Here is a 25,057-nt window from a genome sequence, read left to right on the forward strand (position 1 = left end):
TATTCAAAGCCATACAGTCTTTTATGTTTTTACATAACGCCAGCCGCATCGTAAAGGTGAAAGTGCGCACCTTTTCGCTACGTCTTCCAGTGCCTGTCGAGGCTAGACGGCGTTCTTCGCTTTTGGATTCATCCAGCTACGAACGCCAGCCTATCGGGTCACTTCAGCCGCATCGTAAAGGTAAAAGTGCACACCTTTTCGATACGTCTTTCAGTGCCTGTCGAGACTAGACAGCGTTCTTCGCTTTTGGATTCATCCAGCTACGAACGCCAGCCTATCGGGTCACTTCAGCCGCATCGTAAAGATAAAAGTGCGCACCTTTTCGATACGTCTTCCAGTGCCTGTCGAGGCTAGATGGCGTTCTTCGCTTTTGGATTAGTGCGTGAAATTTAGGGAGCTCAAGTACAAAGTCAATACAAGCATACCAATACCTAATAGTAAGTTAACATCCATTGTTGCGACCTCCTTTATATGTAGCGCGTTGATTGACATCCGCTTAACTTGCAATCAAAGAACATTTTGTGAAAATGATGATTGAAGTTTGACTTTATTGTACAATGAAATAGTGAAAGATGAAACCTTTTGTGACGCTTTTCGTATGAGTTATGTAGATGTTTGACGGAATGTTGAAGGAGTGATGAAAATGAAGCAATGGTTACAGCGGCTGATGATCGCATCTGTCGCCGTGTTGACACTGGGCGTCATTACACCCAATCATGAAATTTGGACAAATTTTCAAGACAAGCATGAACCGAATGAATCGGGTACCCGCGCAGAAGGTATGGAGTATTCCCTTGAACTGCATAACACAAGAAATGACTTACTGACACTCGATAGTTACACTGAAGAACAGCAATTGGTCGCACACGCACGTCTATTAACGTATGAAAAGTTTGGACAGCGTATCGGCCCCGTTATCCAGAATGAATTCGATAACGAGATTTTCCCACGGATTGAAGCAGTCATCCAAACGACTGTACATAATGCAGCCGATCGTCGTCTTGCCATAACCGAGCAGCCTTCAGGGGATTATGCGGAAAAGATCTTCCATGTTTACGACAAGACGGCGAATCAAGATCTTATTAAATTCCACGTGCGGACAGAAAAGCGACCGGGTGACGGCTACTTCTATAATTTTCATTACCATACAGCGGATGATGGCTTTGTCGCGCACCACATAGTCGGTGATATTTTCTGGTCTAAGAACACACCACCGAAATGGCTAACCTAAAGTTTATTGAACACTCGTCTTGATGACGGGTGTTTTTTTGTTTTTTAAACATTCATAAAACAATGGCTCCTGAATGTAAAAAATATTAAGTAAGGCAATAAACCGTGAAAAAACAAATAAAAAGCATGCTCTACAATTTTCAACTTAAATTAGTCTTTTTTCCATTATAAAAAACAGTCAATTAGACAAATCGGTGAGTTTTTTAGAATTGGATGTTTGTGAGCAGTATACTATTTCGCAACCTATCACGTTATCGAAACTAGCAGGCAGTGTTCCGTCTGGATCTTATACACGATTACTGGACCTTATGGAAGACTACGCCTATACAATTACCAATAGGAAAGATCGCAGCCCTAATAATGGCGGGATTAAAATGAAGGATGGAAACTATGGGTATCTGACCATGCTTGAGTGTTGGAGATTGATGGGTTTTGAAGACAGAGACTTTCAAGCAACGCTACAAGAGCATCCAACAAATGGAGCTATGAACAGGACGCTTTATCACCAAGCAGGCAGCAACATTGTTGTACAAGTTATGGAATCAATATTTGAATTAATACTGAGCGAGAAGTATGCAGTTGAAGATGTAATGGAAAACGAAAGTGGTCAAATGCAATTGATATGTTAAACAAATAAAAAAAGACTAGGATTTCTCCCCATCTTTGCTGACATTATTGTATAACATGGAGGGGTACTGGTGAATATGGAAAATTTGTCGATTAATGGGCAATGTGGTTGAGTATTGATATAATGGCATTACCAATGAACTGTGTTGCGGTTATTTTGGTGGGTGTGACTAAGTTGCGAGAGTTGCCGGAGCGCAGGGAGTATAAGATTGTGACGCATCAAGGAAATGTCAGACGGATGCGGACGGAAAGGGAGAAGAGTTTTGAAGAAAGAAGAGTTATTTGACATATACCAACGCCAGACTGAAACGATTTTATTTACAAAATTCAGTGTGAGAAATTATTCCGGAGATCTAAAGAGAATATACAGACTATTGTTAGTCCAATATTTTGCAGCGGCTTTCACAAGTAATGAAGAAGAATTCAAGTGGTCTCAATACAAATTGTCGTGCATGCATATGGCTTCTAATACCAGTAATTTAAGTGATGTAGATGAGGATTTTGTAAAAGAGATTAAATCAAAAACTTTTGAATTCTTGTGTGAAAATCTTCGATTTAATCTAGTGGAATCTCTTGAAGATGAATTACACAAAAGTCGAGTTAATGATGGAATATTAAATTCATGTGTGAATTTTATGCTTAGTTATATTAATCAAGACGTTAGAACACTGTTTCTATATAGTGAAATAAAAGAATTTTGGGACGTGAATTTGCTTTATAAAGAAAATGCAAGTGAGGTTTGTGTTCTGCCTGGTCATTGGATTGAGTTAGTACCTTTTAAATACAATTTACCTATTCATACGTTTCCGGAGTACTTTGCATATCAAGACATGATCAATATATGGAATGACACGATAGAAAAATATGCTGTTATAAATGATATTGATTTTAATCGCCAAAGTGAGATTCGTGAAAAACATTATTCGTTTAATTCTTCGTTAAGGACTTCATTAATTTTGGGTGTTCATTTTTTTGAAACATATTTGTACTATTTATATTATAACCTAAAGCAGACTAATGAATTTAGCGATAATAGATTAATCAAAAGATCAGATGTTAGAAAAATAAATGATAAGCAAATAGTGGAGACGCTGCTTTACAATGAATTTCCCGATTTAGAATTAAAAATAAATGTCAATTATCAAAAATACTTGGAAACGCTTGAATACAGAGATGCATTGGTGCATATGTCGGCATTTAGTGAAAAGGGTTTTTCAAGGATGCAATATTTGTTAGATATTGATATAGATATAGTTAGCAAGTCTCTTCAAAATATAGTAGATATGGTAGAAATAATAGACATACAAGTAGAAAAGTATGGAATACTGTTTTGGAAAGGAATGTTTGAATGGCCTATTTTTAATGAAACCCATAAAAATAGCACATTAACCATTTAATACGTATAATTCTACCAGCCAACTGGAGCAAAACGTTTGTTACAGCATTGCGCTGAGTCATTTGTTGTTCAGAATGAAGGGTGCTGATTAGAAGATTGTTACGCATCATGTGAATGTTCATAGGATGCGGAGGGAGGAAGGGGAAGAGTTTTGAACGCAAGCGATTGGATACAACTACTTTTAGCTGTTACGGCGGCAATTGGAGCCATATTTGCTTTCTGGAATATCCGAGTAAGCAATAAAGCGATTGAACTTCAGAAAAAACAATGGGAGCATTCGGCAGTACCTGTATATAGAATTTCCTATATTACCTATGCTCAGAAAGGAGTTATGTTTGTTTTTGAAAATACAAATAATGTAGCTCACCAGGTTGAAGATATAAGCTTTAGTATGGATGAAGTCAAGGTTGAATTCTCATTTAATGGAACTGTAGAAAAGTCAGAAACCAAACATGGTGAGAAGACTGTTAAAGAAGAGCATCGGGGTTTAGTAGTAAAGTTAGTAAATACTAGCACAGAATACATTTGCGGACGAATTCAGCTAAGAGGTAAAGATTCATTGGGAAATAAATTTTGTTTAAATTCAAATTCTATCGAACTAAATGCAAACAAACTAAAAAATGATCTTATTTTATCGCGAACTTACTTAAATAAAGTATAGTCCTCCTAGCCAACGAGAGGACAACATTTGATTACAGCATTGCGCTATGTCATTTGTTGTCCTCTTTTTATTTCAAAAAAGGAGTGAAGAACATGCGGAAACTATTAATTTTTTTAGTTTTTTCTGTAGTTTTCTATCCAGCTGGCTTTTTTCATCTTTGCAGTATTATCAAATTAAATTTAGTGATCAGACCAAATACGGATTTTGGAGAGCGGTATATGACGATCAGTATTTATGCGGTGGTCATGCTCGCAGCCGGGATACTGGCTTTCCTTTAAGAATTGGAGGATAACGAATAATTAAAACCTTAAAAGAACAATTCATAGAAAAAGGCCTCGTACAGCCTGTTAAACAAGAGATAGAGTAAAAGGATACTGGGAAAAGTGAGGAGCGGAATGGACGGTTGAGTGTGTAGGAACTGGCGGAATTAATGGGAACCAATAGATCGACCAACGGCCGACGATAATCTATTTCTACCTGATAGCTATATTGAGCAACTAGAAGAAATGAAAGAATATGATCCAGACCTTCATCGCATAGCGCTGAAGGTCTTTTTGGCGTTAATGGAAATCGTTTATTACCGCAATTCTAAGTTATGCAAGCGATACAGGCAGTCGTAAAGCCACTGCATCGAGTAGGTATGGACTTTGGGTTCGCGGATTCTTACAACGCTGATATTCGAATAGTAGTGGATGCAGAAAAGCATTATCTGTATATCTACTGGGAGTATTACAAGTGAGGCATTATCAGCAGAAAGAATTGTGGCGGATTCAACAGAACCTAAAACCATCTACTATTTAAAGAAGCAAGGCTTGAATATCAAGGGAATTCACAAGTTCGGAGCTCTCGCTTAGCGAATACCAAAAAGATGAAACGTTTCAAGAAAATCATCTGTTCTAACCGATGTGAAAATGCTGTTCACGAAATGGAGAACTTGGTGTATGCAATGGATAATCAGGACAATATCATTCCTGATGAGTTCGAGCTTGTAGGCGGACACCAGGTCCATACACAATTATGGAACAATTCAGGATTTCGCGAAAGCTTCTGTAATCGTGTTATTTTGTATATCCGAATATTTTCAATATGTCAATTTTATGATATAAACAGGATGCGATTGGAAAATTTGTCGAATAATACACAAAAGAGTCTGACTATAAGTATAATAGAACTAGAAACTTTTCATAAAGACAAATTACTAGTCAGGAGTAGAGTTGATGAAATTAATAACTACTAATATTGAGTTTGAGTTATTTCAGTCGATCAATCAGTGTGAAGAGAAGATTGTCATCGTCAGTCCGTTCATGAGTACACGTGTGGTGGAGAAGTTAGTGCAGGTTATTAAGGCGAGAGACTTACATTGTACCGTTGTCACACGATTCGATCGTAAGTTATTCGTAGACAAAGTACATAGTCTCGATGCATTGGAGTTTTTAATTGAAAACGGAATAGAGGTATTGGCTTTACAGAGTCTGCATACCAAATTGTATGTACTTGACAACACAAAATGTTTTACTGGATCCGCAAACTTTACGAATAAAGGACTTACTGCTAATCATGAAATGGTACTCGCTTTTGATCAGCAAGAAGTAGCGCCATTTGTTGCTTATGTCGATAACTTAGTAAAGAGTATTAAAGACACGGGTGACTGGCAAATTACAGCCGAACAATTGCAAATCGAGCGAGAGATATTGGCTGGCTACCAGAGTTCAGTGAAGATGGATAAGATACTTACTTATACATGGGGAGCAAATGTGGAAGCGGAGAATACAGTCCGTGATGAGGATCTAATATTATCAGTCGCTGCCGGCGGTACGATTCATTTAATTAAAGAGAATCAGGTACATGCCCATCCTATTTCGGCAGGTTATAATTATGCACCTGCAAAGTATATTACGTTTCGTGAAGCTAATGGTGGGGTGATGGATAGTCTATATCGTATAGATCAGATGTTTTCCATTGATATGAAAGATTGGCGAACTGATATTGAGAGTATAGATATTGCTAAGGATAGAAAAGGTCATATTATTCGATATATTATCGAGCGTTATAAAGATTTTGATTTTGATAAGGCTGAAATTTATAAGTTTTATAGTCTTAGCTATTTATGTAATTTGCCGCATAAGCCGCGCCCGCCGCAGAATAATGCTGGTGGTTGGATGTATACGGTGGGTGAGTTGAGGAGTGGCCGGGAAATTGTGTATACGGTGAAGCGGAATATGGGTAAATAAATTATAGCCATTTTAGGAGTGCTGATAGATCCTGATTCTGTCAAGTGAGTACCAGGTTAACACTTGACGAATTATTCAAAATGGCACTAGGACCTGGTCTTTTCTTATAAATGTTGGGAGGCGTTTTATTGTTTGTGACAACTAGGAAGTATAAAAAAATTGTAAATGAACTTTTGGAGTGTAGTTCGGCAAAAGAACAGATTAAAAAAGATTTATCAGAGACAATTAACGTTTCTGGTACTCATAACGACATTAGTATACGTATAGAGGAGTTATTGAAGAAAGAGTCAGAACTTAATGATTCTATTTTAACGAAAGAAAAACTATCTAAAGACTTAACAGATCAAATCGAAAATAGTAACAAAGAAATTAGTACTCTGAATGGAGAGCTTAGAACTACCAACAAAATACTCAATGAAAGTCAATTCAAATTAAGAAAATACCATTTAATGCATTTACAGCAGCAGTTAAAAGTGCGTGGCTATCAATTAGAACTGAAAAATATACATAACTATGTAGTAAATCAATCGAATGAAATACATTCTACTATTAAAAAACATGAGATTAAGCTATCTAATAGACTGGAAAAAGAGATAAAGAAAAAGAAGACCCAATTGTTGAAGATAGAGTCAGATATTCAGAAAGCCGATACAGTAATCCGACAAAAAGGAGAACTACTTGAAGAAGTTTCTGAACTAAAGAAAAACGTTATTCTTTTGAGTGAAGAACATATGCTTCAGGAAGTATCCTTTTATAAAAACGTTTATCCCTTCACCACAACCGAGCAATTTAAAGAAGAGCTGCACCACAATAATGAAAAGCAAAAAGAAATGATCAGAAATAAAAGTGCAATTCATTCTACAATTACATGGACAGTTAATGGCAGTGAACGAGAAGGTCGAAAAATGACTAATTCGAATATCCGGTTTATGATACGTTCTTTCAACATCGATTGTGATAACGCCATTTCAACTATGAGACATTCCAATATATCAACTGTAGAAAAACGCATTGAAAAATCTTTCAACGATATTAATAGATTAAACAAAAAAAACTCACTAAGCATTGTAGACGAATATTTATCATTAAAAATAGATGAAATGCAATTAGTGTATGAGCGTTTTAAAATGGAACAAGAACAAAAGGAACTACTTCGTGATTTAAAAGAAGAAGAAAGAGAAAGAAAGAAAGTAGAAAAAGAAATTCGTGGAAAATTCACTGAACTACGAGAACGAGAAAAAGAATTAGAGAAACAGTGGAAAATATTGAATAAGGAGTATCTAAAGTCGGATTGCCTGGATGATGATCTGTTACATCAGATTAAAGAAGTTGAGAGCAATATGGAATTGGTGGAGATAAAGAGGGAAGAATTAAACGAAAGACTTGAAGTAGGTAGATCTGGTCATGTTTATATAATTTCCAATGTCGGTACTTTAGGAGAAGGAATCTATAAAATAGGTATGACGAAAAGGTTGGAACCTTTAGAAAGAATCAAAGAATTAAGTGCAGCGTCAGTTCCATTCATCTATGATGTCCATGCAATGATATTGACAGATGACGCACCCGCACTAGAAAACCACTTGCATAAAGTATTTAGAGATTACAGAGTAAATATGGTCAATAATCGAAAAGAGTTTTTTGAGGTTAGCTTGGATCAAATAAAGCAGGAAGTTTACGCAAAGGTTGGTAAAAACTTTATTTTTGAAGATCGTCCTATGGCTACACAATATTATGAAACATTAGCAATAAAAAACGCTTTGGAGATTGCTAATAATAGTTTTTACTCAGAGGCAGCATTCTATTGATTATTTCGACTGTTTAAAAAGGTACCTATTAAAAAAAAATCATGAATGTTTAAACAAAAACCAAAGTTTGATACACAGCGTTTAATGTGAAAGTTATGGCTTTGTCGCGCACCACATAGTCGGTGATATTTTCTGGTCTAAGAACACACCACCGAAATGGCTAACCTAAAGTTTATTGAACACTCGTCATGATGACGGGTGTTTTTTCCTTTATACGTTGATGTGACCGTGATGGTCCACGCTGATGGGATAACCAAAAAATAACTGGTTGAATGGGTTTGCGAGCTCAATGACTTAGCTTGATTAAGAAACGTGAAAAAAGAGGTCTTTTTTTGACCCCCTTCAAGCATCTTCCCATTCACCATTCCTTTTCTCCATTTTTTTAATTTGTTTACTTAATTGATCAATTTGCTTTTGCATTTTCTCCATTTCTTCAGATCGCTGGTCTTCTGTATCTTGTTGGTTTGCTTTTTCCTGGTTTGCTTTTTCTAGTTCTTGAAGTACAATACCTGCGGCGATGGTCGAAATAGCATCCCCCAATGTAGCAAGTGCGGTCCCGAACAATGCAAGCTTGGCGGCAAATACTTCAGGAGAGTCTGTATTTTGCCCAAACTGTTGGTTGTTGGAGTTGCTCATGAACACGCCTCCTTTCAAACACTAGCTATGATTTAAAAAATATAAGAACCAAACGGCATGGTTTTGTTCATCTGCCGATGCTTGAGTAAATGAAGACCTAACGATCGGGATTTGGGTTTCACGTGCAGCAGTATGATAAAAGTCAACTGTCGTTTGCTCATCCATAAAAGCTGATTTTATGCCACTCATATAATCTTTCCCACAGCCTTCTGTGATGTTAAGTGCGGGTTCCTTACCGGTCAATTGGAAATAGAGAGACCAAAAGATTTGATAATGCCTAATTTCGTCATTTCTAATTTCTAGTATTTTATCTTTAATCTCTTGAGTTGGCGCTTGATTAGCTAAAATTCCATAGCAATATATAGCATGATACTCTCCAATAATAGCTTTTAATAAATTATTAACGGTTTGTATATTAGCACTACTGTATTCGTGACTAGTGCTTAGCAATGAACTCACTCCTTTCATAATAAACAGCATTCTTATGTATTTTATGTTTTGTTTTCAAATGAGTGAATGAAAAAAGGCCACTGAAATAGTTCAGCGACCTCATACACTCACCATGTAGTGTATTGGCAGTGTAGGTAAGTGATGCGGTTTATAAACGTGGTGATTTTTGGAAGGAGAGTCAATTGAAAATGGTTTTTCTTCCCGATCGGGATCTCAAATGAATACTTTACCATCCACTTAATTACACAATGGAAATGGTTATTTACTCAGCCCTTTCATGGTATGTTTTGTTGTCTTAATGTTATAATGAAAATAATTTCAGATGAGGGAGCTTGAAGCATGAAGCAATATTTAGATCTATGTCAACATATTCTGGATACAGGAACGAAAAAGGGAGATCGTACGGGTACGGGGACATACAGTGTCTTCGGTTATCAGATGCGTTTTGATTTGGCACAAGGATTTCCTTTGTTAACGACAAAAAAGACGGCGTTTCGTTTGATTGTCTCAGAATTACTGTGGTTTATTAAAGGAGATACCAATATTCGAACGTTGATACAGGAACGTAATGGAATTTGGGATGAATGGGCATTTGAACGGTATGTAAAAAGTGCGGCATATACAGGACCGGATATGACGGACTTTGGTCGTCGTGTACTACAAGATGAAGAATTCGCGGTTGTCTACAAAGCAGAACTCGCTACATTTAAAGAGAAAATCTTGGCTGATGAAGAATTTGCCAAGCAACACGGTGATCTAGGTCCCGTCTATGGCAAGCAATGGCGAGCGTGGGACAGCGCAAACGGTGTCATCGACCAGCTCGCACAAGTGATCGACAGCATTAAACATAATCCTGACTCGCGCCGCCACATCGTCACAGCGTGGAACCCGGCAGAAGTGGACGAGATGGCTTTACCCCCATGCCACTTACTGTTTCAGTTTTACGTAGCGGATGGCAAGTTATCATGCCAGCTCTACCAACGCAGTGCGGACGTCTTCCTAGGCGTACCGTTCAATATCGCGTCCTATGCATTGCTCATTCATTTAATTGCACATGAATGTGGTTTAGAAGTAGGCGAATTCGTCCATACATTAGGAGATGCACACTTGTATCAGAACCATATCGATCAAGTACATGAGCAATTGGCGAGAGAGCCGAGAGAATTACCGACAGTACATGTGAATTACGCAGGTCGTTCGATCTTTGATTTGACGGTAGAGGATATTTCCATTGAAGGTTACGATCCACATCCGAGAATTAAAGCACCGATCGCGGTATAAGGAGGAAACTGTATGATTTCATTAGTAGTGGCACATGATCTAGGCCGAGTCATCGGTAAGGACAATGAGATGCCTTGGTATATTCCGGAAGAACTACAATATTTTAAAGAAAAAACGATGGGCAAGGCGATGGTTATGGGACGCAAAACGTTCGAATCCATAGGCCGTCCGTTAAAAGGTAGATTGAATATCGTCGTCACGCGAAATACAGATTACAAAGCGGACGGGGTAACGGTCGTTCACGATATGGACAGCGCCGTGAAGCTTGCAAGAGACTATGCTGACGAAGTGATGGTCATTGGAGGTGCCGAGATTTTCAAGATGTCGATGGAAGATGGTGCTGACAGATTGTATGTTACCGTCATCGAGAAAAATTACCCAGGTGACACGTTCTTCCCGGCATACGAAGAAGATTACGTAATGACAAGCAAGTCCGAACCGCATTATGCGGAAGACGGCACCGCTTATACGTACCAAATTTGGGATAAAAAATAACGTTCCTCTCTATACATAGAGAAGAACGCTAAAGAACATCGATGCGCTGCCTGCCATAACGAATAGGTGCCAAATTGCGTGATTGTACGGTACACGGCGTGCCATGAAGAAGTACGCACCTGCTGTATAGAACAATCCACCGATTACGAGCAACCCTATGCCCTGTGGCGGCAGCGCGTTATATAGTGGTTTAATCGCTAACACGATCAGCCACCCCATCATGAGATAGAGGGCAAGGGATAGTTTAGCGAAGCGGTGAATATAAAAGATCTTAAATAAGATGCCGAACAAGGCCAATCCCCAGATGATGCCGAATAATGTCCAGCCGAGTGTTCCTTGTAATGTAATAAGCAAAAACGGCGTATACGTTCCGGCAATCAATACATAGATGGCGGAATGATCGAGAATCGCGAAAAACGATTTCAATTTGACTGGCATACTATGTAGTAGCGTACTCGCGAGGAATAGTAACAACATAGACACGCCAAAGATCGTGAAGCTCACTATGGCAATTCCGGTGCCTTGTTTCACACCTTTTAAGATCAGCAAGACTAGTGCAGGGATGCAGAGTAAGAACCCGATGGCATGTGTGATCGCGTTCCAACGTTCTTCCTGCATATTCTTGTAATCGAATGACTCTTCCATTGTTATCGCACCTCCCGCAACACACTATACCAAATACAACGAAAAAATCGCAATAGCTACACCCGAAGGAGATAGAAATCATGAAAAAAATTCATATCGTCACGGATTCCACTGCAGCACTAACGGATGAACTGATTGCTCAACACAATATCCATGTCGTACCTTTAACGCTGATCATCAATGAGAAGTCTTATATTGACGGGGTAGAAATCCAACCGGAAGAATTTCTCGACTTAATGCGCGACGCAAAAGAATTACCGAAAAGCTCACAGCCGGCAGTCGGCGTATTCCAGAACCTCTATGACGAATTAGGGGCGGATGGATCACAAATTATCTCGATCCATATGACGGGTGGTATGAGTGGGACAGTGAAATCCGCGGAGACGGCAGCTCATGCGTCAAGTGCAGATGTTACCGTCATCGATTCCATGTATATATCACACGCACTCTCATTCCAAGTGATCGAGGCATGCCGACTCGCCGAAGAAGGCAAGACGGTAGCAGAGATTGTGGAGGAACTTGATAGTGTACGTAAACGTTCCTCTTTATATGTCGTCGTGGATGTACTTGATAATATGGTGAAAGGCGGACGTATCGGTAAAGGGAAAGCGATGTTCGGCTCTCTCATGAATATCAAGCCTATCGCATCACTGAAGGATGGGGTGTATACGCCAGTCGCGAAGGTACGTAGCCATAAACAAGTAGTCTCTTATTTGTTTGATGAGTTTAAGAAAGAAACAGCAGGGAAAGTAATTCGTAGTGTCGGGATTGCGCATGCAAACGGCCTTGCGATGGCGGAACCACTAAAAAATAAGATTGAAGAGATGGGCATTCACGTGATGCTGTCATTTACGACACCAATCGTCAGTACCCATACCGGAGAAGGCGCGATCGGATTCATGTATTACACGGAGTGATATTAACTACAAAGGATATGACATTATGAGAAGAATGCTAGTGCTAAGTCTCGTCTTCTCCTTGTTCTTAGCAGGATGCCAGGTCCCATTCAGCAAAAAAGAGACGACGCTTGCGGAACGTGAAACCGTTGCGTTCGAACCGTTCATTGTGCCGGAAACATTCATCCCTAAACGCGTAAATGTATTAGGGCTAGGTGATTCATTAACACAAGGAGTCGGAGATGAACGGAAAGAAGGCGGATATTTCGGCCGGTTGACGTCGGACATGGAACAATGGAAAGGCATTATGGAAGTGGACGCCGTGAATTTAGCGAAACGCGGACGGCGTAGCGACCAGTTTTTAAAGCAATTGCAAGATGAAGACGTGCAAGAAGCGGTCATTCAGGCAGATTATATCGTCTTCACAATCGGTGGCAATGACATCATGAAAGTAGTCAGAGGGAATCTCATGCAAATGAAAATGTCTGATTTCTATAAGGCGCTTGGTAAATTCGAAACGAGAATTGAAGAATTGTTCGAAATTTTGCGCCTCTATAACCCGGATGCCCCGATCATCGTCGCAGGCCTCTACAATCCGTTCTCCGTCGTAACAGACGAAGTACAGGAGTTTGAAGACATTATCGCAGACTGGAACCGCTCGATTGAAGAACAAGTGGAACAAGATGGTATGGCCTGCTTTGTTCCGGTAAAAGATTTATTTGATTCGAATGAAAACCTGGTTTATCACACAGACTTCTTCCATCCGAACAGTAAGGGGTATGATTTGATGGAAGAGCGTTTTGTAAGTGAAATTAAAGGCTGTTCAGCGGTTGACCTGGAAGTGGAGTGAAGTACAGAATGAATATTTGGAAAGTAGCATTTTTCAGCCTGGCGGGAATCGTGGTGGCGGCGCTTGTGGGACTCATGATCCTCATCAGTGGTGCCACCGCTTCACCGCCTCTTCCGAAAGATCAAGCGGTCAAAGAGGAAGGCTATACGATGGCACTGAAAACAACTAAAGTGAATTTTGAAGGAATTGCGAATACGTACATCCGAAAAGCCGTAAAAGGTACGTTGCCAGTAGAAATAAAAATGCGCGACGATGTATTGTTGACGTCCGAACTCACGGTATTCTCACATACCTTACCGCTCGCGATGCATTTTGACCCAGTCGTACGAAAAGATGGAAACTTAATTCTTAAACAATCGTCTATGGAATTAGGACAGTTGAATATACCTCCTTCTACGGTACTGAAATTACTGAAGAGTTCAGTGGAGCTTCCATCCTGGATGGTCGTGCGACCGAAAGAAGAAGAAATATTCATTGATTTAAAGGATTTGCCACTCTCGGGTGACGTCCAAGTGAAGGCAAAAGAAGTGAATTTAGCGCAAGATGAGATTATATTGGAAGTATTGATACCAAAAAACTAAGGGGGCAACGACTTTGGCAATACAATACGCAACTTTCGCAGGCGGGTGCTTCTGGTGTATGGTAAAGCCATTCGACCAGTACGATGGAGTACATTCGGTTACGAGTGGCTATACTGGCGGACATACTGTCAATCCAACTTACAAAGAAGTTTGTACCAATACAACCGGTCACCGGGAAGCTGTAGAGATTGAATTCGACGACCGTGTCATTCGTTACGAACAATTATTGAATATTTTCTGGCAAGTGATAGACCCTACTGATGCAGGGGGTCAGTTCCATGACCGTGGTGAATCGTATAAGTCAGCAATCTACACACACTCGGACGAGCAACGGCAAGCGGCAGAACGTTCGAAGCAAGCTCTGCAAGATAGCGGCAAGTTTAGCGCATCCATCGTGACAGATATCTTCCCAGCGGACGTGTTCTATCCTGCTGAAGAATATCACCAGCGGTATTACGAGAAGAACCCAGACCATTATGCGCGTTACACTGTCGGATCAGGACGCGCAGGATTTATCGAAAAGAATTGGGGGGATCGTTCATGAAAAAAGACTTACGTACTGAATTAACAGAGATGCAGTATCATGTGACGCAAGAAAATGGTACAGAACCACCATTTCGTAATGAATATGACGCACACTATGAAGACGGAATCTATGTAGACATCGTGTCAGGCAAGCCGTTATTTAGTTCAAATGATAAATACGATGCAGGTTGTGGATGGCCAAGCTTCACGAGGCCAATTGAAGCTGTGGAAGTTACTGAGCATTTTGATACAACTCACGGCATGCGCCGCACAGAAGTACGCAGTAAGACAGCGGATTCTCACTTAGGACATGTCTTCCCAGACGGACCAGCAGAGCAAGGCGGCTTGCGTTATTGCATCAACTCCGCTGCATTACGTTTCGTTCCGGTGCGTGATCTAGAAAAAGAAGGCTATGAAGAATACAAGGGGTTATTTGAGTGAAGGAAGGTGACGACGATGGATCGATCCTTTTACCATTTCGCGCTACGTTACCGTGGCGGTGATCAAGACGATGAAAAGGCGTTGTTTGCAGATAGGATGTTTCTCGATGCCGGTTTCCCGAAAGAGGAAGAGGATTTCGATTCATTATCTCGTTACGTAGAGGACATGGCGGATGATCATTTACGTTCCACTACGTTTGATGAAATATACGCTATCTATCAAGAACTTTGCAGCAGATAACTGGCGAGGGTTTCATTGCATCTCGCCATTATTCACTGTATGATAAAAACAAATTAGTGAAATGAGGCTGAAAAAAGATGAGTATACATATTGATGCAAAACCAGGCGATATCGCAGAAACGGTTCTACTTCCAGGAGATCCATTGCGCGCGAAATATATCGCGGAAACATTTTTAGAAGACGTCGTACAGTACAACGAAGTGCGGAACATGTTTGGCTTTACAGGAACATACAAAGGCAAACGTATTTCCGTACAAGGTACAGGCATGGGTGTGCCGTCTATTTCTATCTATGTAACAGAGTTAATGCAAGAATTTGGCGTTCAGAAATTGATCCGTGTTGGAACATGTGGCGCGATTCAAAAAGACGTGAAAGTGCGTGACGTCATCCTGGCACAAGGTGCAACAACCAACTCCTCATTAAACGACGTAACATTCGGTCCGATTCGCTTTGCACCGATTGCGAATTTTGATTTATTGACGAAAGCGTACAATGCAGGAAAAGAAAAAGGCTTGCATTTACAAGTCGGAAACGTCTACACAGAAGACTTCTTCTATAATGAAGACGCACAGCATGAAAAATTAGCGCGTCATGGTGTATTGGCCGTGGAAATGGAAGCAGCGGCACTCTATACGCTAGCTGCTCGTTATGGCCGACAAGCACTCGCTGTTCTGACAGTAAGTGACCACATCCTAACAGGAGAAATTACTACTCCTGAAGAGCGTCAAACGACATTTAATGAAATGATCGAAGTCGCGCTAGACGCAGCAATTGCTGAATAATAGAATAGATAGAAACCTACAAAAGACCGCTCTTGGCAGCGGTCTTTTGCAGGGATATGGAAGGTAGGGAAGACAATGAACGAAAACGATTCGCATGAGAACGGGGAATCCGAAACGGAAGCGCCGAAACCTACTCGCTATATTCGGCTCAAACCGTTTTCTCTGATCATGCTCATTTTTTTCCTTGTGCTGGCGACAGCCGCCGTTACCGTCGTTGCACTGACAGTCGGAGACGAAAAAGTAGTAGAAGTCGTCAAACCGAATCAAGTAGGTATGGAACGAAAAGAGTTCAAGAAACTGTATGAGGCATATGATCAACTGAAAGAAAGTTACTTTGACGACGTAGACGATCAAGTCGTCATTGACGGTGCGATCAACGGAATGGTTGATTCATTAGGCGATCCGTACTCTGATTATCTAAATGAAAAAGAAGCCAAGCAATTGAATGAAAGCATATCTTCAAGTTTTGAAGGAATTGGTGCGGAAATTCAAGAGTCAAACGGCTATATTAGTATTGTTTCACCGATCAAAAACTCTCCTGCTGAAAAAGCTGGCTTGTTACCGAATGATACCGTACTCTCGGTAGACGGGGAAAGCATACAAGGTTTGTCTTCATCAGAAGCGGTATTGCTGATCCGTGGAGAAAAAGGGTCGACGGTCACATTATCTGTACGACGTGGTAAGAACTCTGATCCGTTTGACGTGAAGATCGTTCGTGACGTGATTCCGATCAATACAGTCTATGCAGAAATGCTCGACGACAACATCGCACATATTAACATCACATCGTTCTCGGAACATACGTACGAAGAATTACTCGAAGCGCTAAATGAAATGACCGATAAAGGGATGGAAGGCGTATTGATTGACGTGCGTCAAAATCCAGGTGGCATCTTAAGCGGGGCAATCGATATTTCCGACTTGTTCGTCCCGAACGGCAAGGTGTTATTCCAAACTGAAGAAAAAGGTAAGGCACCGGAAGCGTATCCTTCGTCTAACGGACAAAAAGTAACGGTTCCAGTCGCATTGATCGTAGATGAAGGCAGTGCGTCCGCGTCTGAGATCTTAGCGGGTGCGTTAAAAGAATCTGCAGGCATTCCGATTGTCGGTGTCAAGACATTCGGTAAAGGGACGGTTCAAACACCTACTCAATTACCGGACGGCTCCAACTTGAAATTGACGACAGCGAAATGGTTAACACCGGACGGCAATTGGATCCATAAAAAAGGGATTGAACCCAATATTGTAGTACCATACCCTTCCTATGCATCACTGCCTTTCCTCGATTCATCTGAAAAGATGGACGTAGGTCTCGTTTCTCCTTCTGTACAAGCTGCGGAAGAGATGTTAGAAGCAGTAGGCTATGATCCAGGAGAAACAGATGGTCTCTATGACGAGGATACAGCAGAAGCTGTTAAAACGTTGCAGAAAGATCTATCGCTGGAGCAGACAGGCATTTTGACTGGTGATACAACGGTTGGCTTAATGCAGAAATTACGGGACAAGATGAAAGAAGATGACCCGCAATTACTGAAAGCGAAAGAAGTCGTGTTAAAAGAAATCAATTCATAATCAAAGATCCACGCGTCCAGCAATCGTTGGGCGCGTGTTCTCTATGGAAAAGGATGATAGTTAAATGATAGATGTATATTTACTCAGCGGCTTTCTCGGAAGCGGCAAGACATCGTTACTCGTAAATTTGGTTGACCAAGTAAAGGAATCTGGTAGACAACCCGCTGTATTGATGAATGAATTTGGCGAACTGAATATCGACAGTCAAATCGTCGAGGAGGCGGGAGAAGTTCCGTTAAAAGAATTACTAAATGGCTGTATATGTTGTACGGGTGCGGAATCTACGGAAGCCCAATTACAAGGCTTGCTAGCGGATTATCCGGAAATTGACGTGTTGTTCATTGAAACAACGGGTGCGGCTCACCCCGTAGAAGCGTTAGACGCTGTCTACTCACCGTTGTTCGCGGAGAAGCTAGACGTCAAGGGAATCGTTACTGTAGTCGATGCGAAGCGCTGGATCGACCGTGACAAGCTGTCGCCGCGGATTCAGTCTTTATTCCTCGAACAAGTCCGCCACGCACACTTCATGGTACTCAATAAAACGGATTTGCTGACAGATACTCAATTGGCCTTCGTGACGATGCAAGTGACACAATTTAATAGCTATGCACCGCTCGTGCAGACAGTGAACGCGAAAGTCGACTTCCACTATGTCGAGAAAATGGTCAAAGCGGCGGTACCGAAACAGCCGGTCTCTACAGGGGGTGGTTTGCCACTTGCATCAAAAGTGTTGTCGTTTGATACACCGATCAACCAAGAACATTTTGAAGACTGGGTGCGGACATTACCGGATAGCGTCTATCGCATGAAAGGCTATATCCAACTAGAAGGTTCCCGGTACGCCCATTTATTCCAATATGCGTATGGTATGGTCAACTGGATACCGGAATATATGCAATTGCCGTCCAAGTTGGTAATCATTGGGGAGCAACTTACTGACATCGAGTACTTGCCCAAAAACTAGTTGTCAATAGCGATCTATTGTTAATAGTGTTCTCCATTGGATAAGGTTGCCAATTAAATCACTCTTAAACTCTCATTCCATAGCTTTGTAGAGTTCATTGGACAAATTGGTAGGAATGACCAGAATCTCTCCTATTCTTTTACGTTATGCTAGGTCACGTAGAAAAGGAGGGACCAAGATGAAAAAACCTTTATCACTCATCTTATTAAGCTCAGCTATTTTATTGCCTACTCATGCAGCAGAGGCAAGCACGACAAATCAGGTGCAAACACAGACGTATAATTGTGCCGTCGCAAATCAGCAGGTGTACTCGTATTACTGGAGTAACTATCAGAAGCCACAACAACCGAGCAAACCGGTAGCACAACCAACACTACAACAACCAACTCAACCAAACGAACCAGTGAAAAAGCCACAAACAGACAAGCCGACACAGCAACAAACAGCGAATGTGTCCGCTACAGAGCAAGCCGTACTCGATTTGACGAATGCGGAACGTACGAAGGCAGGACTCAAGCCGTTGCAGATCGATGCAGCCTTGCAGAAATCCGCAAAGCAGAAATCAGCGGATATGGCAACAAACAACTATTTCTCTCATACGAGTCCTACATACGGTTCACCGTTTGATCAAATGAAGCAAAACGGCGTTACATACCGTTCGGCAGCCGAGAATATCGCAATGGGTCAGCGTAGCGCACATGATGTCGTAACAGCTTGGATGAATTCAGCTGGACACCGTCAGAATATCTTGACGCCCGAGTTCACGCATATCGGTATTGGGTATGATGCGAACGGCCACTATTGGACGCAGCAGTTTATACAGAAATAAAAATTTGAAGGTCAATGGATATATGTCCATTGATCTTTTTTTAATGAGGAGAGTTTGAGACTTTGTTTTTTTTCGTAGTGTGAGTTCGAGAGATAGATCAAGATTACTAGAGAAGCTTTGGCAATAGAGCGGTTACGAAGTAGTACAGAGCGCTTGACGTAAAGTATGAGCGCTTTTGGATCCTGATAGAGCGGTTGGCGGTGACGATAGAGCAGATACGCATGAACCATGAGCGCCTGGACGAATGAATGAGCGAAACTCGCACCGTTCTCACTAGTTCTCCGTAATGACAATGTATACTACAACGAAAAAGACCAATGGAATAAAAACTCCATCGGTCTCTTATTATTTAGTCATGATTTAACTTCACGATACTTATTCTGTATATAACGTAATCTAAACGAAAGAATCACTGCACCCACTGCCAAACCGACAATGAGACCAACCCAGTAGCCATATGCGCCGAGTTCGCTATAGCGTGCAAGTGCGAATCCAGTAGGCAACCCAATGAGCCAGAACGACACGACGCCGACTAGGAACGTCATCGTTACGTCTTTATAACCACGCAATGCACCTTGGATCGGCGCTTGCACAGCATCCGATAACTGGAATAGTGCAGCGTAGAGGAAGAAATGCACGGCCAGTGTAATAATTGCTGTGTCCGTCGTATACATAGAAGCAATCGACTCACGAAACATCAGTAAAATGAATATGGATAAGAAACTAAATGCAACCGCGAACGCTATGCCGAGATATGTATATTCCCGTGCATCTTTAGCTTTTTTCGCACCAATCGACTGCCCGACTAATATCGTTGTACCCATTGAGACGCTCAACGGCACCATATACAGGAGAGACGTGAAATTAAGCGCAATCTGGTGAGCCGAGATGACTTGTGCGGTATAGCTGCTCATCAATAATGTCACAACGGAGAAGATACTCGTCTCGACAAAAATGGATAGACCGATTGGCACACCGATAAGTAAAATTTCTTTCCATTTGCGCAAAGAGATTCTTTGCCAACTACTAAACAGCGTATATTCCTTAAAGTGGCGAGATGACCAGGCGATGAGCACCGCGATGAGGAACACGAGCCAGTACGTAAAGCCGGATGCATATCCTGCACCTGCACCACCCAGTTCGGGAAAACCGAAATTACCGAAAATCAATAGATAGTTCAATACAATATTGATCGGTGCGGATAACAGAATGATGAACATGGAAACACGGGTTGCGCCAAGTGCGTCAAAGAATGAGCGTAATACGGTATAGGCCATGAGTGGAACTAATCCGATGCTCATACCGGTCAAGTAGGCGGATGCTACTTCAATAACCGGCAAATCTAGCGGCATTCTAGTAATGGCGGGTAACACGACCCAATGGATCAATACGAAAATGATTGCCGAAAGAGCGAGAGATACGTATAATGCTTGCTGGACAGTAGGACGGACATCCTTTTTATTCTTCGCACCGATTTGCTGTGCGATAATAGGGGTAAGGCCCATCAGAATTCCAGAAAGGCCGGTATAGACCGGTATCCAGAAGGAACTGCCGATGGTCACGCCCGCTAAGTGAAACGTATCATAGCGTCCCGTCATGAGGATATCGAAGAACGACATCAAATAAAGTGCGACTTGCGTGATGACAATGGGAATCATAATCTTAATGAAAATAGATGTTTTTTGTTGCAAAGGTTTCGTTGCAGTAGTCATAGTTTTGATTTCCTCTACTAATTTTTTTCACTTTGACTATTGTAGCATGAAATATAGTAGACAACGCATAAGGAAGGATGGAATGAATGAAGCAACCGGTAGTCGTATTTACAGGTGGCGGTACAGCAGGACACGTATCCGTCAATCAGGCGTTAATTCCCGTTTTTTTGGGTAAAGGGTATAGTGTGCATTATATTGGCTCGCACGAAGGAATCGAAAAGGAACTGATCGCGGATGGCCATCCTGAAGTGGTATATCATGCAATTCAAAGTGGAAAGTTACGGCGCTATTTCTCGCTGAAGAATTTTACGGATCCATTCCGTGTGGGTGCCGGGACACTACAGGCGCTCTCTATACTTCGCAAAGTGAAACCGGAAATTATTTTCTCTAAAGGTGGGTTCGTTTCAGTGCCCGTCGTAATGGCAGCTAAGCTTGCGAACGTGCCGGTCGTCGTACATGAGTCGGACGTCACGCCAGGTCTAGCGAATAAATTGGCATTGCCGTTTGCTTCGCAAATATTTACGGTCTTCGAACAGACGTTGCAGTACGTGCCTGAAGCGAAATCAATGTGTACGGGTCCGATCATTCGTCCCGAGCTATTTATGGGCAGTCGGCAAGAAGGCTTGCGCAAGACGGGACTGAATTCCGAAAAACCGGTATTCATTATTATGGGAGGTAGTCAAGGCTCCGCCGTGTTGAATGAAGTGGTGCGCAAGGAATTACCCGCGTTACTTGAGAAATATCAGATCATTCATTTATGTGGTAAAGGGAATGTGGTGGAAGGACTTTCAGTGGCGGGGTACGTACAGTATGAATATGTGACCGATGCATTGCCTGATCTGCTTGCAGCTGCTGATTATGCTGTCTCGCGTGCGGGTTCAAATGCAATATTCGAATTATTGGCGATCCATAAACCGATGTTGCTTGTTCCGCTTGCAGCGTCAAAAAGCCGTGGCGATCAAATATTGAATGCGGAGTATTTCGCTTCTAAAGGGCTGGCATTGCAAATAGAAGAAGAACAATTCGAAGTGCAGTCCGTTATAGACCAATTTGATGAACTTGTGAAGGAAAAAGCTCGATTGTTGTCGAATATTGAAAAGTCGACAGAACCGAAGACACCTGAAAAGATGGCGGAATTGATTTTGTCGTTCCAAAAATGAGAATGTACGCGGAGTACTTGACTGACGTCGTTTTCTGCAATTTTCAATGGATTTCCAAGTACTTTGCAGAAAACTACGCATATTAGGATTAATCCCTTTCAGTTCTAATGTTTGCGTGCTATTATTGTATAGAAGTAGTGAAAATAAACACAACAAGCCAATAGGCAAATGTGGAGGTTATATTACATGTCGAACAATGTGGATTCCCATCGTTCCCCGTATTCTAATTTTTCGGGTCCAAACCTTGGGTATGTAATGGAAATGTACGATCTGTTTAAAACAGATCAAGACGCAGTAGATCCTGATTTAGCAGAGCTATTCAGGAATTTTGGTGCGCCTCAGATGGATGAGTCAGGTCAAGAGGCAGTCGTAGCGCAAGGTTCTCAAACGGATTTGCGTAAAGTTCTTGCCGTTTATTCTTTACTTGAAGCTATTCGTTCTTATGGGCATCTTGCAGCAGACATTTATCCATTAAACGATCGACCTAAAGATACATCCCGTCTTGAACTGTCATATCATGGATTGACAGAAAGCGATCTGGTCGGATTACCAGCAACTTTGTTCTTGAAAAATGTTCCAGCGACAGTTGAAAATGGATTAGATGCAATGAATTACTTGAAGTCTCTTTATACGGGCTCCATTGCATATGAATTTTCTCATTTGATCGATGAAACAGAGCGTAACTGGATTCAATCAAAAATTGAAAACGGTGACGTACAGTCAAAAATGCAAGGAGACGAGAAAAAACAACTTCTTAAGCGTTTGACGGAAATTGAAGGTTTCGAAAAATTCATTCACCGTACATTTGTTGGAGCAAAACGTTTCTCTATCGAAGGGGTGGATACATTAGTCGTCTTAATCGATGAATTAATGCGTCGTTCCGAAGAAGCGAAAATGGAAAAAGTGCTAATCGGCATGGCTCACCGTGGACGTCTGAATGTATTAACGCACAACTTAAATAAACCATACGAAATGATGTTTGCAGAATTCGCTGGCGTACCAGCTTCACCGTTCTTGCCAAAAGACGGATCTCTTGAAGTAACTCGCGGTTGGTTCGGCGACGTGAAATACCATATGGGCGCACTTCATAAAGGGAAATCTGGGATGAATCGCTTCCTCGCGTACAACCCATCTCACTTAGAAGTGGTAAACCCAGTGATTACTGGTCAGACTCGTGCTGCACAGGAAAACACGGATAACCCAGGTATTCCACAACAAGATACAAATAAAGCGTACGCGATTTTAGTACACGGCGATGCTGCTTTCCCAGGACAAGGTATCGTTCCGGAATCATTCAACTACTCTCGCGTTCGCGGTTTCAGAACAGGCGGATCGGTTCACGTCATCGCCAATAACACGATTGGCTTCACGACGGAATATTATGATTCCCGTTCTACACACTATGCATCTGATCCAGCAAAAGGCTTTGAAGTGCCTGTATTCCACGTGAATGCAGATCACCCAGAAGAAGTACTAGCTGTTGCACAATTGGCATTCGAATATCGCCAAGCGTTCGGTAAAGACGTTCTAATCGACTTGATTGGTTACCGTCGTTATGGGCACAATGAAATGGATGAGCCACTAGTGACGAATCCAGTGATGTACCACGAAATCCATAAACATCCAACAGTTCGTGAAATTTACGGACAGCGTCTAGTAGAGCAAAATCTCTTGACAGACGAAGAAGTGAAGGAAATGGACAAGTCGGTAATTGCCACTATGCAAGAAGCGTACGATCACGTAAAAGAACAATCAGCAGACGCACCTGAAGTTTCTAATGAAACTCCAGAAGTGGTACTAGCCGGACTTCCACGTGATCTCGAAACAGGGGTAGCGGAAGAACGCCTTCGCCAAATGAACGATGAGCTATTGACGTATCCAGCTGAATTTACAGTCTTTAACAAATTGGATAAAATCTTGAAGCGTCGCCTAGAGCCATTTAAAGGTAAAGGGAAAATTGACTGGGCACATGCTGAGCAATTGGCATTCGGTTCAATCATTCAAGACGGTAAGCCAATCCGTATGTCTGGACAAGATATCCAACGCGGTACATTTGCACAGCGTCACTTAGTCTTACATGATGAAAAAACAGGTGAAGAACTTGTTCCATTGCATCATATCAGTGGATCTAATGCATCATTCGTGGCGTATAACAGCCCATTGTCTGAAGCAGGAATCGTAGGATATGAATTCGGTTATAACTTGGAAGAAGACAAAACGATGTCGATCTGGGAAGCGCAATACGGAGACTTCTCCAACATGGCACAAGTCATGTTCGACCAGTTCGTATCTTCAAGTTATTCGAAGTGGGGCCAGCAATCCGGCCTAGTGCTATTGTTGCCACACGCATTTGAAGGACAAGGTCCAGAACACTCCAGTTCACGTATTGAGCGTTATCTACAGCTATGTGGGGAAAACAACTGGACGGTTGCGAATATCTCCAGTGCAGCAAACTACTTCCACGTACTACGTCGTCAGTCGAAGATTCTCGGCAGCGAAGCAGAACGTCCGTTAGTGATTGCTACACCTAAGTCATTACTTCGTCACCCACTCGTTGGAGCAGACGTTGAAGACTTGACGGAAGGTCACTTCAAGACTGTTCTTGAACAACCTGGCACAGGAACAAAACCTGAAAAAGTGAAAAAGATCTTGTTTGCAAGCGGGAAGATGGCAATTGACCTGGCTGAGAAGATCAAAGACGGCAAAGGATTTGACTACTTGCACGTTGTACGTGTAGAGCAGCTATATCCATTCCCATCCGACAAAATTAAAGAAATCGTTGCACGATACCCGAAAGCGAAAGATTTAGTATGGGTACAAGAAGAACCGAAGAACATGGGTACATGGTCGTTCGCTTATCCATACCTAGAAAAATTAGCTGACGGTAAGGACATTTCTTATGTAGGACGTATTAAGCGTTCAAGTCCTTCTGAAGGTGACGGTGCTTCTCATAAAAAAGAACAAAATCGCATCATTGAAGAAGCCTTGAAAAAGTGATATAACGAGTACGTAAGCTTTACCATTACATGTAAAACTACTTATACAAAG

At 41.6% G+C, this 25,057-nt stretch carries 27 protein-coding genes and 1 pseudogene; 24 read left to right on the forward strand and 4 right to left on the reverse strand.

The features are described from left to right. Window positions 1-643 precede the first annotated feature (643 nt). From CSV77_RS11470 to CSV77_RS11510, 10 genes and pseudogenes are all read left to right on the forward strand, one after another. Window positions 644-1,231 carry a YpjP family protein gene (locus CSV77_RS11470; RefSeq protein ID WP_099636312.1) on the forward strand — a complete coding sequence of 196 codons (588 nt, stop codon included), beginning with the start codon at window positions 644-646 and terminating at the stop codon, window positions 1,229-1,231. 208 nt (window positions 1,232-1,439) lie between these two features. Beyond that, window positions 1,440-1,859, forward strand: coding sequence for a DNA cytosine methyltransferase (locus tag CSV77_RS16775; protein ID WP_099636311.1), 420 nt, complete (start codon window positions 1,440-1,442; stop codon window positions 1,857-1,859). Window positions 1,860-1,960: 101 nt separating this feature from the next. Continuing rightward, window positions 1,961-2,143, forward strand: a complete 183-nt coding sequence (locus CSV77_RS11480) for a hypothetical protein (RefSeq protein ID WP_199175241.1) — start codon at window positions 1,961-1,963, stop codon at window positions 2,141-2,143. Continuing rightward, window positions 2,121-3,254: a hypothetical protein gene (locus tag CSV77_RS11485; RefSeq protein WP_099673537.1), complete on the forward strand. Its 1,134-nt coding sequence runs from the start codon at window positions 2,121-2,123 to the stop codon at window positions 3,252-3,254. The genes CSV77_RS11480 and CSV77_RS11485 overlap by 23 nt, the downstream gene beginning before the upstream one ends. A 150-nt stretch (window positions 3,255-3,404) precedes the next feature. Further along, a complete protein-coding gene (locus CSV77_RS11490) occupies window positions 3,405-3,914 on the forward strand; it encodes a hypothetical protein (RefSeq protein ID WP_099636309.1) in 510 nt (169 codons plus the stop codon). Window positions 3,915-4,006: 92 nt separating this feature from the next. After that, on the forward strand, window positions 4,007-4,192 hold the full coding sequence (locus tag CSV77_RS11495) for a hypothetical protein (protein WP_099636308.1): 186 nt from the start codon (window positions 4,007-4,009) through the stop codon (window positions 4,190-4,192). Between the two features lie 210 nt (window positions 4,193-4,402). After that, a complete protein-coding gene (locus CSV77_RS17385; protein ID WP_369802762.1) occupies window positions 4,403-4,534 on the forward strand; it encodes a hypothetical protein in 132 nt (43 codons plus the stop codon). A 20-nt stretch (window positions 4,535-4,554) separates the two neighbouring features. After that, a pseudogene (locus tag CSV77_RS17390) lies at window positions 4,555-5,151 on the forward strand (terminase large subunit). After that, window positions 5,132-6,145: a phospholipase D family protein gene (locus CSV77_RS11505; protein WP_099636306.1), complete on the forward strand. Its 1,014-nt coding sequence runs from the start codon at window positions 5,132-5,134 to the stop codon at window positions 6,143-6,145. Before CSV77_RS17390 ends, CSV77_RS11505 begins: the two are co-directional and overlap by 20 nt. A gap of 134 nt (window positions 6,146-6,279) precedes the next feature. Further along, window positions 6,280-7,950, forward strand: coding sequence for an SNIPE associated domain-containing protein (locus CSV77_RS11510; RefSeq protein ID WP_233212234.1), 1,671 nt, complete (start codon window positions 6,280-6,282; stop codon window positions 7,948-7,950). A gap of 342 nt (window positions 7,951-8,292) precedes the next feature. Here CSV77_RS11510 and CSV77_RS11515 read toward each other — a convergent pair whose 3' ends face one another. Together CSV77_RS11515 and CSV77_RS11520 are read right to left on the reverse strand one after the other, a co-directional pair. After that, window positions 8,293-8,586, reverse strand: a complete 294-nt coding sequence (locus tag CSV77_RS11515) for a translation initiation factor 2 (RefSeq protein WP_099673539.1) — start codon at window positions 8,584-8,586, stop codon at window positions 8,293-8,295. A gap of 21 nt (window positions 8,587-8,607) precedes the next feature. Then, entirely contained in the window at window positions 8,608-9,036 is a 429-nt protein-coding gene (locus tag CSV77_RS11520) for a ferritin-like domain-containing protein (RefSeq protein ID WP_233212231.1), read from the reverse strand. A gap of 339 nt (window positions 9,037-9,375) precedes the next feature. On the opposite strand from CSV77_RS11520, the gene CSV77_RS11525 reads away from it, so the two are divergent. Then, a complete protein-coding gene (locus CSV77_RS11525) occupies window positions 9,376-10,317 on the forward strand; it encodes a thymidylate synthase (RefSeq protein ID WP_099673540.1) in 942 nt (313 codons plus the stop codon). Window positions 10,318-10,329: 12 nt separating this feature from the next. Next, window positions 10,330-10,812: a dihydrofolate reductase gene (locus CSV77_RS11530; protein WP_099629982.1), complete on the forward strand. Its 483-nt coding sequence runs from the start codon at window positions 10,330-10,332 to the stop codon at window positions 10,810-10,812. Between the two features lie 9 nt (window positions 10,813-10,821). Here the strand turns inward: CSV77_RS11530 and trhA are convergent, their stop codons facing one another. After that, entirely contained in the window at window positions 10,822-11,457 is a 636-nt protein-coding gene (trhA, locus tag CSV77_RS11535; RefSeq protein ID WP_099673541.1) for a PAQR family membrane homeostasis protein TrhA, read from the reverse strand. A gap of 80 nt (window positions 11,458-11,537) precedes the next feature. Between trhA and CSV77_RS11540 the strand changes: the two genes are divergently transcribed. The 10 genes from CSV77_RS11540 (at window position 11,538) to CSV77_RS11585 (ending at window position 19,137) form a co-directional block, all read left to right on the forward strand. Then, window positions 11,538-12,374, forward strand: a complete 837-nt coding sequence (locus CSV77_RS11540) for a DegV family protein (protein ID WP_099673542.1) — start codon at window positions 11,538-11,540, stop codon at window positions 12,372-12,374. A 25-nt stretch (window positions 12,375-12,399) separates the two neighbouring features. Further along, window positions 12,400-13,203, forward strand: a complete 804-nt coding sequence (locus CSV77_RS11545; protein ID WP_099629985.1) for a GDSL-type esterase/lipase family protein — start codon at window positions 12,400-12,402, stop codon at window positions 13,201-13,203. An 8-nt stretch (window positions 13,204-13,211) separates the two neighbouring features. Beyond that, a complete protein-coding gene (locus CSV77_RS11550; RefSeq protein ID WP_099673543.1) occupies window positions 13,212-13,784 on the forward strand; it encodes a YpmS family protein in 573 nt (190 codons plus the stop codon). 58 nt (window positions 13,785-13,842) lie between these two features. After that, window positions 13,843-14,328 (forward strand): peptide-methionine (S)-S-oxide reductase MsrA, encoded by a 486-nt coding sequence (gene msrA / locus CSV77_RS11555; protein ID WP_233212235.1) that lies wholly within the window; start codon window positions 13,843-13,845, stop codon window positions 14,326-14,328. Continuing rightward, on the forward strand, window positions 14,325-14,750 hold the full coding sequence (msrB, locus tag CSV77_RS11560) for a peptide-methionine (R)-S-oxide reductase MsrB (RefSeq protein ID WP_099673545.1): 426 nt from the start codon (window positions 14,325-14,327) through the stop codon (window positions 14,748-14,750). The genes msrA and msrB overlap by 4 nt, the downstream gene beginning before the upstream one ends. Window positions 14,751-14,765: 15 nt before the next feature. Beyond that, window positions 14,766-14,990, forward strand: coding sequence for a YozE family protein (locus CSV77_RS11565; RefSeq protein WP_099673546.1), 225 nt, complete (start codon window positions 14,766-14,768; stop codon window positions 14,988-14,990). A 77-nt stretch (window positions 14,991-15,067) separates the two neighbouring features. Then, window positions 15,068-15,772 carry a purine-nucleoside phosphorylase gene (deoD, locus tag CSV77_RS11570; RefSeq protein ID WP_099629990.1) on the forward strand — a complete coding sequence of 235 codons (705 nt, stop codon included), beginning with the start codon at window positions 15,068-15,070 and terminating at the stop codon, window positions 15,770-15,772. A 75-nt stretch (window positions 15,773-15,847) separates the two neighbouring features. After that, the gene (locus CSV77_RS11575; RefSeq protein ID WP_099673547.1) at window positions 15,848-17,344 is read left to right on the forward strand and encodes a lmo1851 family serine protease; all 1,497 of its coding nucleotides are present in this window, start codon (window positions 15,848-15,850) and stop codon (window positions 17,342-17,344) included. A 64-nt stretch (window positions 17,345-17,408) separates the two neighbouring features. After that, window positions 17,409-18,308 (forward strand): CobW family GTP-binding protein, encoded by a 900-nt coding sequence (locus CSV77_RS11580; RefSeq protein WP_099673548.1) that lies wholly within the window; start codon window positions 17,409-17,411, stop codon window positions 18,306-18,308. Between the two features lie 178 nt (window positions 18,309-18,486). Next, complete coding sequence (locus CSV77_RS11585; protein WP_099673549.1) at window positions 18,487-19,137, forward strand: CAP domain-containing protein; 651 nt, start codon at window positions 18,487-18,489, stop codon at window positions 19,135-19,137. Between the two features lie 353 nt (window positions 19,138-19,490). Here the strand turns inward: CSV77_RS11585 and CSV77_RS11590 are convergent, their stop codons facing one another. After that, the gene (locus tag CSV77_RS11590; RefSeq protein ID WP_099673550.1) at window positions 19,491-20,849 is read right to left on the reverse strand and encodes an MATE family efflux transporter; all 1,359 of its coding nucleotides are present in this window, start codon (window positions 20,847-20,849) and stop codon (window positions 19,491-19,493) included. An 86-nt stretch (window positions 20,850-20,935) separates the two neighbouring features. On the opposite strand from CSV77_RS11590, the gene CSV77_RS11595 reads away from it, so the two are divergent. Both CSV77_RS11595 and CSV77_RS11600 read left to right on the forward strand, forming a co-directional pair. Further along, window positions 20,936-22,009: an undecaprenyldiphospho-muramoylpentapeptide beta-N-acetylglucosaminyltransferase gene (locus tag CSV77_RS11595; RefSeq protein ID WP_099673551.1), complete on the forward strand. Its 1,074-nt coding sequence runs from the start codon at window positions 20,936-20,938 to the stop codon at window positions 22,007-22,009. Window positions 22,010-22,195: 186 nt separating this feature from the next. Beyond that, complete coding sequence (locus tag CSV77_RS11600; RefSeq protein WP_099673552.1) at window positions 22,196-25,006, forward strand: 2-oxoglutarate dehydrogenase E1 component; 2,811 nt, start codon at window positions 22,196-22,198, stop codon at window positions 25,004-25,006. Window positions 25,007-25,057: the final 51 nt, after the last annotated feature.

This window comes from Sporosarcina sp. P16b, assembly GCF_002743065.1.
Taxonomy (GTDB): Bacteria; Bacillota; Bacilli; order Bacillales_A; family Planococcaceae; genus Sporosarcina.